Raw genomic sequence first — 13,111 nt, 5'->3', positions numbered from 1 at the left:
CTCCAATCAAATACTTTCTCTAAGCAAGGCTCCTTCAGTACTTCTCTGTACATCCGTATTTCTTAAATAAGCCTTAAATAGAAATTCAATATCAAAAAACCCTTAAAGCTTTATTAGAAAAATCTATCTCTTCTTATGGGACTTAATCCGCCCTTAAGAGGATATTTTCCTGTTCTAGAAAAGAAGAAACTGAGTTTTAAAAGTTTAAAAAAATTCAAAAAAATTAAACGCTAGCAAAGTAAACCCTAAAAAATAGATAATCTCAAAAAATCGCAATAATTCAGAATTAAATCTAAAATTTTTGAAAAAATCAGCAATCTCACGGGAGAAATTTAGGGTTCTATCTCTTAATCTATTAAAGTTGGAATCACACTCAATTCGCCTATTGCATTGATATGATCCACGTCCGTTCCCTGGTCAATTTGATGTTCTAAAAACTGCCTCGCCTTCAGTCTATACACCACTCTAGAAAGCCCATAAAAGACTTTTAAAGTAGTGTTTAATACAGTCTATTCCTGCGAGGTGGCAAATACTGGAAAAATGCCATATGACTCCTGGAATGCAGATTTATACCGCAGCGGAAGACCTCAGATCTGAAGCTCCCGTGAAGGCCATGCGAGGAAGCTTTTCAGATGCGAATAGCGGGTCAAAAAATGAAGTCTTTAGTACTTGCAAAACCTCTGTTCTATTGATTGATGATCAGCCAATTATTGGAGAGGCGGTTCGTCGACTGATTGAAGAAGAATCAGATATCTCCTTCCACTTCTGTAGCGATCCAACCCAGGCAATCCAAATTGCCCTAGAGGTGAAGCCAACCGTCATCTTGCAAGATCTGGTCATGCCTGACATTGACGGCCTGATGCTGCTGCGGTGGTTTCGGTCCCACCCGGAAACGCGCGACGTGCCGGTGGTGGTGCTGTCGGCCAAAGAGGAGCCGGAGTTCAAGGCAGAGGCGTTTGCCCAGGGCGCGAATGACTACCTCATCAAGTTGCCGGATCCCATTGAGCTGATTGCGCGGATTCGCTACCATTCGCGGGCCTACAGCAACTTGCGGGCGCTGGTAGAGGCGACGACGGCGGCTCAGGTCCAAACCCAGAAGCTGGAGAAGGCGCTTCAGGATCTGCAGCAGACCCAGGCTCAGCTGATCCAGACAGAAAAGCTCTCGAGTCTGGGACAGATGCTGGCGGGCATCGCCCACGAGATCAACAATCCCGTGAACTTTTTGCACGGCAATCTCAAGCACGTGGACGAATATGTCCACGATCTGCTGGATATGCTGGGTGCTTACCAGGCTGCCTTCCCGGAGCCGCCTGAGTTGGTGCAGCAGAAAATGGATGCGATTGATCTGGAGTTTGTGGCGTCGGATTTGCCCAAGACGGTGGCGTCAATGAAGATTGGGACCGATCGCATTCGCGAGATTGTGCTCTCTTTGCGAAATTTCTCGCGACTGGACGGGTCGGAGTGCAAGGCGGTGAATATCCACGAGGGACTCGACAGCACGCTGCTGATTCTCAATCATCGGACCAAGGCGGGTATCTCCATCACGAAGGAGTATGGCGATCTGCCGCTGGTGGAGTGCTTCCCGTCGCAGCTCAATCAGGTCTTTATGAATATCCTGAACAACGCGATGGATGCGCTGCTGGAGCAGGAAGATGCGGAGCGATCGAAGACTATCTTGATCCGCACGATGGTGCTGGAGGGCGATCGCGTTCGGATCTCGATCAAGGACAATGGTCCTGGCATTCCAGAAGAGATCCGCGCTAAAGTCTTTGCGCCTTTCTTCACAACGAAGCCGATTAACCAAGGAACGGGTCTGGGTCTAGCAATCAGCCAGCAGATCATCGAGAAGCACCAAGGACAAATCCAGATCTGGTCGGAGCCCAATCAGGGAACGGAGTTCTGGATCGATCTCCAAACCCACCCAGCCCAGGTTTCTGCGGCGGCCTAGAAGACTTGCGGAGATATACTTCTAGCACCGTTTTGTAGAGAGGAAGCGTGTAATCCAATACTTATGGTGAAGGCAAGCACCGGAGTGCTTAATTCATCACCTGCGCTCTACTGAAAGTAAAAACTCTTCAGTCATCTGGATAGAAATCATGTGTGCCCTAACGTTTGCGCTCACCGGATTTAGACAATTTAACTCGCGGTATCCCAGTGCAGCGTTGCTTTTAGATATTCCTTTCGTCACTAGTAGAGACATCTACAAGGCGTTCATGCTCAGAAAGTAAAAACTTCATATAAGAGCGGATGAGGTTACAAAATAGATAACCTTCTGCTAAAGTGAGCGGTTTGCCATCTGTGAGATCGATACCATGTCGTACTCCTCCACCTGTTGGCGATGAGAGATAACCATGTAGCTGGCAAGCCCCATCTAGTACAAACTTAAGAGTCGTTCCTGGGTATGCTGTTTGGAGCTCTTTTGCAATTTTGTTAAAGTAGTTTGTCTTGATCGTGCCAGAAACTAAAGAAGTACCTTTAAATGCAGTCGCAATTGATTCTAAGAGCCAAAGTGTTTCTTGAACTGCTTCGCGCGGTCTTTTTTCTTCTAATAATTGTTCGGCGCGCTCTAACGATTTTTCAAGTAGTTGAACTGAGGATTCAGCAAATTTTTGTGATGCGTCTATTACTGAAATTACTTCTTGCCTTTTATCTAGCCTCTTTAACTCCGGCGGCACAATCTGATAATTGATGCCATGTTCACAGCAAATATTATTAATTAGCTCTACATCTGGCACATCATATTGAGTGTTGTAAAAACTCTGACAAGCATCATGAAAAGCTTCTAGAAAAAGAGGTGGATGCAATGCTAATTTCCTCATATAAGATAGTACTTCTTCTTCTAAAACTTCTGTTTCTATCCAATCTCTAGAAGACTTAAGGTGTTTTGTTGAGCCTGTCGCGTTAGCTAAAAATCCCTTGAAGCATGATAGAACTAACTGCGTATTTCCTTGAGCCCCAATCAAGCCGATGAGATTGTGGAAGTCAGCTATTGCTGAATCAGAAATGGCTTCTTCTTGTAGACGTGAAAAGCGCCACGCGCTTGGGTATCTCAAAGGCATTTTCTAAGTTGATAATGTGTTTGATAGCTGACGTTGTCAATTAGTTTGAGCTTGTATAAGCACTCGAAAATCAAACTCCTAACCACCAGTAGGCAGAAAATTTCCGTTAAGATCTCTAAAATGGCAGATAGGCAGAATAACCTCGAATGATATCCTAAAGTTATTGCTTAGGCAGCCCATTGTTGCATGATACGCTGTTGAAGTCAGATGATCAAAATATTTCCGCATATTTTTAAAGCTACTGCCCTCTGATTCATTATTTCTGCCATAAAACTTGCCAATTTTGAGAAAAACAACAACTAAAAAATCAAATGCATCAAGGCTTTTCTCTTTGATTGGAAAGCTGCGATCGCAGTCTGTTGCGTATCTACTTTTCACTTGAACCCTGACTTGTGAAAACTCGTTGTTCTTGGGTTTATGGCGTGGATCTGGATGAATACAGATCAGATCATATCCTTCATTGTTGGGTGGTGCTTTGTATGCCAGGATATTACGCCTCATCAAATATCCCATTGCAAGATACTCAGAACTGGCAGATACAATAGGTAATCTCAACCATTGCCGTTCATCTTGCATAACACCTCTAAATTATTTCCTGGCTAGGCTCTGCTTATTTCTACAATATCAAATAAAGATTAAGTGTCTTTGTTTTGCAACAAATTACAGCAACTTAAGTTGCTATACATGATTCCTCTGCGACAACAAAGTTTTGAAGGTTAACCAATGACCTTTATATACTGCTCGACTTGGAAGCAAAGCCAGCTAACGCTTCTGCTCACCGGACGCAGAGATTGTATGAGCTCTTAAAACTATTTGTACTCGTTCCGGTGCAGCGAATCTGTTAGACAGCGTCATTTGTTATCCAGATTTTGTAATCCACGAAGGCAAAGGTTCACAGGCGTCTCTCCAAACTACAGGAACTCCAGCCCGTCCTGTATAACAAGCCACAATACCTCCAACAATCGCGCAGGTCGTATCTATATCACCTAATCCCTTTGCCGTTAACCATAGGGCTTCCTCGTAGTTGCCCAACTGTTGGCTTGCACACCATAGGGTATACGGAACGGTGTCCTGCGCTGAAATTCTGGAGCCACTCCCCAGCTTGGCTGCAACCCGATAGACCGATGCCTCTGTTTCAAACTCACAGGCTCGAGCAACTTTTGCGGCTACCTCACTTGCTGGAATAAAGGGCAACACCCGTCTAAGAAAATCCCATGGCGGAGGAGGAGGGCTTCCACGTAACCGGGTTGCAATTGCTGCTGCTATGGCAACAGCAATTGCGCCTGCCACAGCTTCTTCGTGAGTGTGGGTCGTGAGTGCAGAGGCGCGGGACTGCTCTACAACGGTCGACAGATTAGCAGCGAAAAAAGCACCAAGTGGAGCAATTCGCATGGCAGCACCATTACCATAGGAACCTTGTCCACCAAATTGATTCTTCGCTGATTGCACTAACTCTAAACCACTACGCGTTTCACGCAATAGGCGATTCAGTGCTGGTCCATAATCACGACCGGAATCATAACGGTCAAGGAAATCCTGCGCTAAACGATCGGGATTAATATATCTATCTCGTTGTAGTACGGCATACACTGAGAGAGCCATATTGGTGTCGTCTGTCCAGCGCCAAGGCGCGGGGGGGACAATACGTTGTTCAGCTGGTGATTTGTAGTAAGCCAGAAGCCGAAAAAACTGCTCGCCAAAGGCATCACCAACTGACAAGCCGATCAGCGAGTCATAAGCTGCATCAAGTGCTTGAGAAATAGAATTGGGTTGTTGCATCTCTTACCTTGTCTGAGCAAGAATTTCTACTCTCATCAAAGCTGTCTAACGTTTTGCTTCACCCGTTGCTACTTGGTTGGCACATGCTCGATATCTGCCACAAGACCGTAATTCTTTGCAGACTCTAGCGTGATATCTGGAAGGTTACGAAGCATATCATCCCATGTAGTCTGTGCCTGTAAAGCTTCTACAACAATTTGCAGTGGCTCAGAAAGAATTGCATGAAAATCTGCTTCCTCAAGAAACTGAATCTTGAACGCTAACTGCTCTTGGGGAGGAGAAAATCGAGCGTCAACTCCCTCTTTGTTGCCTCTTGCGTCAACACGATACCAACCAATTTCTGGTAAATGAATGGCATTGAAACCGTGTAGGCTGTACGGCGCGCCTTGATCATCAATACTTAATCGCTGATAACAAAATCCCGCAGGAATTTTGTTTGCCCGGAGTAATGCTGCCAGCAAATGGCTCTTGGCATAACAATAACCCGTTTTGTATCTAAGAACATCAGAAGCGCGCCAAGTCACGGGGTTCATCCGGTAATCAAAGCTATGACAAATTTCATCTCGTACCCACTCGAAGCACGCTTTTGCGATCGCCGTTGATGTTCCATGACCTGATGCAATTTGATTGGCAAGCTCGATGATTTCGGGATGTTGCCAATCAATAACGTCACTAGCTCTTAAGTATTCTTCCACGTCAATTTCTACAAAGCTTGCAAGGCAATTCTAAGCGATTAACTGATAACTTCAAAGGACTGCCATCATCCAGAAACGAAGCCAGCTAACTATTAATAGACTGAAGTTTTCCGCCTAAAATCCCTAAATTGGCAGATATGCTGAATCGTTCTGCATAACGCCTCAAAGTTGCTGCTTATTCTAATCTATTCAGCTGATCGCTTCTCTTGAAGCTGCATCAAGATCTGCTGATAGCGATCGCGCACGATAAGGTAAATGTGCGCCAGTTACCCAATACATCAAACTATCGCGGTAACGCTACCTCCAGCAATTTGCCAACCGCTTTTGCCTTTGCGCCAAACTCTCATATAACGGTAATCACCTGCGAAGGCATTTCCCAAGTAGATACCGCTTAAAAAAATTCGGGCCGATGCGAGAACAAAATTCTCGCTCCAAACTTGTATTTCTAGCTCCTTGGGCACAAACTCATGAAACTGAGTGCCACCCGTACGGTGCAGGTCTAAGTCCATCGCTTTAGTTGCCAGCTCACCCGTTGGCCCAGCAAAAAGAAGATCATCGGCAATGAGCGCATCTAGTTCAGAAACCTCGGATGCTGACATGGCGGCATAAAGCCGCGCCTCACACTCGCGAATTTGAGCTTCAATCTCTGAATTCATGTTTCCCTCTATAGTTCTGATTACACCTGACTACGACTCATTATCGATCGTCCCATCCAGCTGTCTTCTGCGGCTGCTCGATGCTTTGTATGATATGGCTCTATCTCACTTGGTAGTGCAGTCGCGAAACTCCATTTCCGTAAATCTTGCTGCTGGTAAGCTCTAAAGCAGTTTGCTGAATTGTTCTAGAAAAAAGTGGAATGCCAGACCCCATTAAAAAAGGGTTGATCTTGAGAATTAGCTGGTCAATTAAGTTATGAGCAAAAAGCGTTGAAGCTAAATCAGCACCACCACATAGCCAAATTCCTTTGCCTTTTTCACTCTTCAAATACCTAACTAAATCAACAGCATTTTCCGAAATAAGTTCGACATGTTCATCGGGGCTCTCTTGCATACTGCGAGAAAAGACATACTGCTTCATGTGTGAGTAAGGACTAGTCACACCATCCTTTAAGCCTATCTCGTAGGTCTTCCGTCCCATGAGAACTGTATCAAACCACTGATTCTCAGCATTAATGCCCATGGCATCACGTAAATGAGATGGAACAGTTTCAGGGAAAGAGGAAAACAGGTCTGAAAAGTATTCGCTATCTTGGGAAAACCCATCATGGGAGCCATCGAGATGAGCGATAAATCCATCAACGCTACAAGCTATATAATAAGTTAGTTTTTGCATACTTCTCTCCTTAGTGCTCGATAAGCAATCAATTCATCTGTGCAAATTGTTCAGCGTGGCACGTCTATCTCAGAAGTGGAGCATTGAATGGTACTTTCTTCGATTGCCAAGCCGCTCTTATGAGCTAATTTCAGCGCTTCTTGCCGTGATCTTCTATTTTTGATCATGTCACTACAAGCGATCGCACACAAATATGAGCTTTGTTGAGTATACTACACTATACTACAAAGCTTCAACAGGTTGAAATTTAAACCCTCGTAAATAGCCTTTAGGCTACGTTCTTGTTCCAGACTGGGCTGTACAACGGCTAGCGCTGCTGGTGGCAGGCAGAATTTAAATGAAGCTAGAAGATTGATAGCCTGTCCGATATACGCAAGGGCTAGCGATCGCTGAAGTGAGTAAATCTAGTTTTCAGAAAAGGGCTAATTTCTTGTATTAAGCAAAGCGATGGGCAATTGATTAAAGGGAGTTGCCTTTACGTTACGGGATATAGAGGGAGTTTCTTTCTGTAGTTCTCAAGGGCGATCGCCTTGGTCTCTTGTGAAGCATTGGGATTGCAGCTTACGTTGTAAATGACATCCCTCTCGAGTGTTTGTATCTTCAGCTAAATTGATGAGCGTTTCTACTGATGTATTAAGGTTGCGAGCAACCCTCGAACGAATAGCCCAATCGCTATCTGTCGCTAAGCGTGCGAGTGCTTCTGATCAGTCTGGTGCATGTGAGAAGCTGCTGGGCTTATAAGCGCGGTGGAGCGGAGGGAGGACGACGGCTCCGGGTCAGCCGGACGAGTCCGAAACCCATCACGCCACCCCACAATGGGGCGCCGATATAAGGGGGTATCCATACGCCCGGTATTGTGAGCACTTGGGCCACCACATACCACCACGGCTTTGGTGCACCACGCATGCCCCAAGCGGCCATAATGAAAGCAAAGCAGAACAAGGTGTATATGAGCGCGCAGAGCGGGACAAATACCCAGTAAGGCCACCGCGATCGCCGTGGCAATGGAGATTGGGTGTTTGGAGGTTCGCTTTTGGGCATGGTTTTTGTTGACGTTCTAAGTAAGGGGGCGAGATGAAAACGTCTTCTAAAAGCCAGCGAATCATCTGAAGCGCTGATTTTGCCTGAGTGATAGGCTGATCAGCTCCCCTGGCTACCAGTCCTGCCTAAGCTAACAGAGCGCTGACCAGAGAGAGCGCGATCGTGGGCTGCTTGAGTGAGTCTAGTGCACGTGCTCCAAAAGTGAGGTATTGGGAGTGCTCGGCTCCAACCTTATTGTGATGCAGTTTTGAAGATACAGTCATTCATTGGCAAACGCTCGCAAAGGGACCAATACCTGAGTCTACTGGTGTCGTTGCTGCTGGTACCGAACATTGATAGGTCCCTATCAAGGCTTGACCGTTTTGATTGAATTGAAAATGACGAAGCTCAACGGGAGGGGGACTTGCCTCTAGCCTAAAGGCCTCCGACTTTAGATTTTCGAGCGTCGTCGTTATACAAAAACTACGATCAGGAATAGAGTTTGTAGCGCTCGGAAGTGTGAAAATGGACAGCCTTAACTGATTATCTCTAGCGTTGGGGCTTTGCCACTCGTACCACGCACGTGCTGTACCGTCTAAGTCATAAACACCACATGGAGTCCTCTCTCCTCTTCCGCGCAAATTCATGAAAAGCCATTGAAGATGCGTAGGGGTATAGGGTTGTTGCCATGCATTCTGAGGTGATACCTCAGCGACAGCAAATGGCTGTGATAAGGCTGAAAAAATCAGAATGGTAATGCCATAGAAGAAGGATAGCTTCTGCATAAGTTTCTATTAATTGCTCTGTTGATAAAAATTTATTATGAAACTTACTCAGGTCAGCTTTGAGAACTAGAATGAAAGCTAAATTTTGATCTCACACATCTAACTATATAACAATACCCATCAACTGCTGTAGATAGCCTCTACATGCTACCGACCGCAGAAAGTGGATCGGTAGCATGAGCATTGCTAGGTGAACTTTTGACCTATTGGCAAGTATTTGTTTGCTGTGCCCCGTAATACGCTTCGCTCTCGGTGTATCCGTCTCCAGCACTCGATGAAAGTTGATTAATGAGACCTGTGCACGAGAAACCCTGAAAACTGAGGTACTGCTGTGCAGATCTTGCCGCTTGCTGGTTCCAATCAATGTTCAAGCTATCCACTGCTACAGTGGCATCGGCAACGTCATAACCATCTCCATAAGTTGATGAGAGTTGCCGAATAAGCCCACTTCGCGAGAATCCCTGGAAATTAAGATACTGCTTTGCAGATCTAACGGCATTTTCCTGAGGCCCAGTTAAATTTGCTGCCCATGCAGGTGTTGAAACAAATAAAACAACAATTAAAGCAGCAATTATTGCTGATTTCAAAAACCTCATAGTACTTCTCCATGAGTAAAAGATGTGAACCTAACCATTAATAGGGGAACAGTTTCTGCCCGAGATTCCTAAAGTTGCAGATATGCCAAGTCATTCTGCCAATATTCCAAAGTTAGTGCTTAGGCAGATTGTTTTTTGCATAATACGATGTTGAAGCTAGATAGCCAGAATCTTTCCGCATATTTTTAGAGTTGACATTAAGTATTGGTAAGCTAATATAGTCATGATTCTCGCCCAAAATTTCTTAACTTAAGTTATGGCTTTGCTTATCTTCTCATTGGTTTTGAGAAGATCTATCTCATCACTATATGTCAGATAACTGGATGCTAAGCACTAGCAGGAAACTCGATTCTGTCGTTACCAGTGATAGACTCAGTAATATAATGGTTGTAGTCAGCCGTTTCTAATCCCGTGTCACTCAAGACTAGCGGTTTTCCTTAATTCACTGCACCGCAGTTGTTAGAGTGTCCTCAACAGAACAGCAACATCTTAATCATCTACCGTTCTGTGGCTTACATGATCACTCGGCTGTCGAGGTCTCCAATAGCGCTCTCGCTTATTCCATACAACTGTTTTTAGCGAAATACTTAGAAACTCCTTTAAAACCTCCCGCGAGATTGCAGAATTATGATTCTCATTTAAATAAATAAAACGGTCACCAAAATATTTTTTGATGTTCCAAACAGCATCACTTTGATAAAGCTTCTTCTTTGAGTTGACTTGATTTAACATCCAAGCAGCAACATCTTTAGTTGTTATACTCGAGTCTATTTCAGATATTAATTCTGGCTCATTATCATTCTCCTCATTATTCTGAATCAATTCAGATAAATCAATTTCCGACAAGCCAAAATTAAACTCTGAATCCGAAGATGATATATTTTCGAGTATTTTTCTTGCGTCTTCATCATCAAACAATATATTTGGAGAAGGCTGGTTGGCTTCTTTCAGTAATTTAATTATTTCAATATCAGAAAGCTCTGATTCCATGAAAAATTGATTGCTTAACTCTTCTAGAAACTCGAGGTTTACATCTTTAAAATTGAATCCATCATTCTCGCTTGAATTCATTTACTTGCTCCTGTATTTTGTTTGTCCGTAAAACACTTTAACAATTGATGATACTAAAATCTTCTGCCTAAAACTCCGAAATGAGTAGATAGGCATAGTGATTTGGTGTCGCATCCTGAAATTAGTGCTTTAGTGTATTTTATTTACATAATATCAAATACACTATTGAAGCTAGATAGCGAGTACCTTCCCGCACGATTTTAAATTTCTTATCCAGATCAGATAGATGCTTCATTGAATACATGGTGTATCTACCTAACTTTATACGTTTGTTTGCTAGAAAAGCATTAAACACGTGTGCTCCATTCTTAGTGGCTATCTTGAGAAAGAATGCGATCGCCCTCTAACTTTTTCTACTCTATTCAACCGATCGCTTCTCATGAAGCTGCATCAAGATCTGCTGATGGCGATCGCGGGTGATGGGGTAGAGATAGGCCAGGACTAATCCTCCGATCAGCACCACGCTGGGAATCGGTGCCACGAGCCAGCGGATCATTTGAAGGGCTGACTCTGGCTGAGTGACAGGCTGATCGGCTCCGCCGGTTACCAAGCCTGACCAAGCCAATAGAGTGCTGACCAGAAAGAGCGCGATCGCCGCCCCGATTTTTTTGAGCTGCACCACGAACCCGTAGAAAATACCTTCCCGGCGGTGCCCGGTCTGGAGCTCGTCGAGGTCCACCACATCCGGCAACATCGACCACGGCACCAGATAAGCCGTCGCCAACCCTGCACCCGCCAGCACTCCCACCGCGTACATCAGCGCCACCTGACCGGGTTGCAACAGAAACAGCCCAGCCTGGGCGATCAGCGTCAGGGGAATCCCCAAACAGTAAGTGGTGCGCTTGCCCAGCTTTCGTCCGAGCCATCCCCACAGAGGCATGGTGACGAGAGCCGTTCCCTGCACCGCCAGCGCCATTTGAGTGAAGTGCTGCTCGGGTAAACCCATCCAGTTGACCACGAAATAGGGAAGCATGGCCGCCGTGACCTGGAGCCCTACCCAAGAGCACATATAAATGCCAATCACATAGAGAAACGGACGGTTGCCAAAAGCAAGGCGAATTTGCTTCCAAAAAGGCGGCATGGTGGGCCTCTCTATCTGCGATCGCTCGGTCTCAATTTCTCGAAATCGCTGATAGGTTCCCCAGACGCAGAGAAAGGCCGCGATCGTCGCGATACCCCCGCAGATAGCACCCGTTGTGAGATATTTTCCGCGCGGGTCAGAGATAGCCGCAAAGATCAGCTGCGCCAGCACCAAGCCGACAATACTGCTGCCGATGCTGAAAGCGGCCTTATAGCTCACCAAACTGGTGCGCTCGTCATAGTGGCGGGTGAGCTCTGCGGCCAAGGTGGAGTAGGGCACAATCACCATGGTAGACGCCGCATAAAACAGAAAGGCGATCGCGCTGTAGTAGATAAAAAGTCCCGTTTGGCTCGAAGTTGGCGGCACCCACCACTGCAAAGCAAACACCAGCCCCATCGGCACCGCGCCCCACAGTATCCACGGATAGCGCCGCCCCAGGGGCGATCGCGTGCGATCGCTCAGCCAGCCGACCAGCGGGTCGTTGAGCGCATCCCACACCTTACCCACCAGCAGCGTAGCCCCCGCCAGGGTTGGATTGAGCCCCGCAACATTGGTTAAAAAGAACAGCAAGAAAAAGGTCAGAACGCTGCCCGGAACTTCGCTGGACATTTCCCCCACGCCATATCCCAATTTGGTCTGTAGATTGGGGGGCTGCTGCGCTTGGGTCGAGAGGAACGGGTTCTTCATGGTGGATGCGCTAAAACGCTGCCAAGCATCCTACCTTAAACAAAGTTGAAGTAAGTTAGGGTTTTTTCCTGGTCTAAAAAATTTTTTCTGACTTTTTGAAAAGAGCAGGGGAACTGTGCAACCTTGATTTTTGTCACAGAGTTTCCGGCTTTTTCTGCGTTTCTGTCTACAGTTTGTCTATACCGCCCAGTGAGAGTTTTGCGGGTGGTTTAAGGGGATTTTCTTCGGCAGCATTTTTGCTGGGGGCGATCGCCATTTTTTCTTGTAGGTAAACCAGTATGCAAGCTCAGTTAGTGCCGATGCAGCGGCTGCTGCCGGAGGATCGGGCGGGAATGTATGCCTTGCTAAATCAGCATTTCGTGGGGGTGCGCCCGGAGGTCTTTGCAGCGGATCTCCAGCAAAAAAACTGGGTGCTCTTGCTCAAGCAGGGCGAAACCCTGCAAGGGTTCTCAACGCTGCATTTTTATGAAACGACCTTTGAGGGAGAGGCGATCGCCGTGGTCTACTCCGGCGACACCATCGTGGACCCGGCGGCCTGGACCAGCTCCACCCTGCCCAAGGCGTGGATCCAGGCGATCGACTCCCTGCACCGCGCCCACCCCACCCGCAAGCTCTACTGGCTGCTGATCTGCTCGGGCTTTCGGACCTATCGCTTTTTGCCGGTGTTTTGGCAAGAATTTTATCCCCGCTACGATCGGCCGACGCCTGCGCGCGCCCAGGCCTTGCTGGATCAGCTGATCGCCGTAGAGGCCGGGAGTGATTACGATCCGGCGCGGGGAATTGTGCGATTTTCCCATCCCCATCAGCTGCGCGATCGCCTCCAGGGCATCCCAGTGGAGCGCCAAAACGATCCCCATATTCAGTTTTTTGCCCAGCGCAATCCTGGCCACGCAGCCGGAGATGAGCTGGTGTGTCTCACCGAGATTCACCCCGACAATCTCACCCGAGCGGGCCGCCGGGTCTGGCCGGTGGAGTCTCTCTGTTTGACGGCCTAGGGTGAGAGATT

Annotated in this window: 11 protein-coding genes; 2 read left to right on the top strand and 9 right to left on the bottom strand. The window is 46.6% G+C overall.

The features are described from left to right. Positions 1 to 688 precede the first annotated feature (688 nt). Positions 689 to 1,948, top strand: a complete 1,260-nt coding sequence (locus tag GEI7407_RS21870; RefSeq protein WP_304412017.1) for an ATP-binding protein — start codon at positions 689 to 691, stop codon at positions 1,946 to 1,948. A gap of 220 nt (positions 1,949 to 2,168) precedes the next feature. Here the strand turns inward: GEI7407_RS21870 and GEI7407_RS21050 are convergent, their stop codons facing one another. The 9 genes from GEI7407_RS21050 to GEI7407_RS10835 all read right to left on the bottom strand — a co-directional run bounded on the left by GEI7407_RS21050 (position 2,169) and on the right by GEI7407_RS10835 (position 12,105). Further along, positions 2,169 to 3,059 (bottom strand): hypothetical protein, encoded by an 891-nt coding sequence (locus GEI7407_RS21050; protein WP_015172211.1) that lies wholly within the window; start codon positions 3,057 to 3,059, stop codon positions 2,169 to 2,171. Between the two features lie 78 nt (positions 3,060 to 3,137). Continuing rightward, the gene (locus GEI7407_RS21655; RefSeq protein WP_015172210.1) at positions 3,138 to 3,635 is read right to left on the bottom strand and encodes a hypothetical protein; all 498 of its coding nucleotides are present in this window, start codon (positions 3,633 to 3,635) and stop codon (positions 3,138 to 3,140) included. A 282-nt stretch (positions 3,636 to 3,917) separates the two neighbouring features. Further along, on the bottom strand, positions 3,918 to 4,838 hold the full coding sequence (locus GEI7407_RS20160; protein ID WP_015172209.1) for an ADP-ribosylglycohydrolase family protein: 921 nt from the start codon (positions 4,836 to 4,838) through the stop codon (positions 3,918 to 3,920). A gap of 68 nt (positions 4,839 to 4,906) precedes the next feature. Further along, positions 4,907 to 5,533, bottom strand: a complete 627-nt coding sequence (locus GEI7407_RS10855) for a transglutaminase family protein (protein ID WP_015172208.1) — start codon at positions 5,531 to 5,533, stop codon at positions 4,907 to 4,909. A 278-nt stretch (positions 5,534 to 5,811) separates the two neighbouring features. Next, positions 5,812 to 6,189: a nuclear transport factor 2 family protein gene (locus GEI7407_RS10850; protein WP_015172207.1), complete on the bottom strand. Its 378-nt coding sequence runs from the start codon at positions 6,187 to 6,189 to the stop codon at positions 5,812 to 5,814. Between the two features lie 100 nt (positions 6,190 to 6,289). Next, positions 6,290 to 6,865 carry a dihydrofolate reductase family protein gene (locus tag GEI7407_RS10845; protein WP_015172206.1) on the bottom strand — a complete coding sequence of 192 codons (576 nt, stop codon included), beginning with the start codon at positions 6,863 to 6,865 and terminating at the stop codon, positions 6,290 to 6,292. 2,008 nt (positions 6,866 to 8,873) lie between these two features. Further along, positions 8,874 to 9,266: an Ltp family lipoprotein gene (locus tag GEI7407_RS20155; protein ID WP_015172204.1), complete on the bottom strand. Its 393-nt coding sequence runs from the start codon at positions 9,264 to 9,266 to the stop codon at positions 8,874 to 8,876. Between the two features lie 489 nt (positions 9,267 to 9,755). Next, on the bottom strand, positions 9,756 to 10,337 hold the full coding sequence (locus GEI7407_RS20730; protein ID WP_015172203.1) for a DUF6953 family protein: 582 nt from the start codon (positions 10,335 to 10,337) through the stop codon (positions 9,756 to 9,758). Between the two features lie 358 nt (positions 10,338 to 10,695). Further along, positions 10,696 to 12,105: an MFS transporter gene (locus GEI7407_RS10835; protein WP_015172202.1), complete on the bottom strand. Its 1,410-nt coding sequence runs from the start codon at positions 12,103 to 12,105 to the stop codon at positions 10,696 to 10,698. Between the two features lie 278 nt (positions 12,106 to 12,383). On the opposite strand from GEI7407_RS10835, the gene GEI7407_RS10830 reads away from it, so the two are divergent. After that, a complete protein-coding gene (locus GEI7407_RS10830; RefSeq protein WP_015172201.1) occupies positions 12,384 to 13,100 on the top strand; it encodes a hypothetical protein in 717 nt (238 codons plus the stop codon). Positions 13,101 to 13,111 lie beyond the last annotated feature (11 nt).

The sequence above is a fragment of the Geitlerinema sp. PCC 7407 genome (genome assembly GCF_000317045.1).
GTDB lineage: Bacteria > Cyanobacteriota > Cyanobacteriia > PCC-7407 > PCC-7407 > PCC-7407.
The sequence above is the reverse complement of the archived record's forward strand: the minus strand, read 5'-3'. Positions and strand labels throughout refer to the sequence as shown.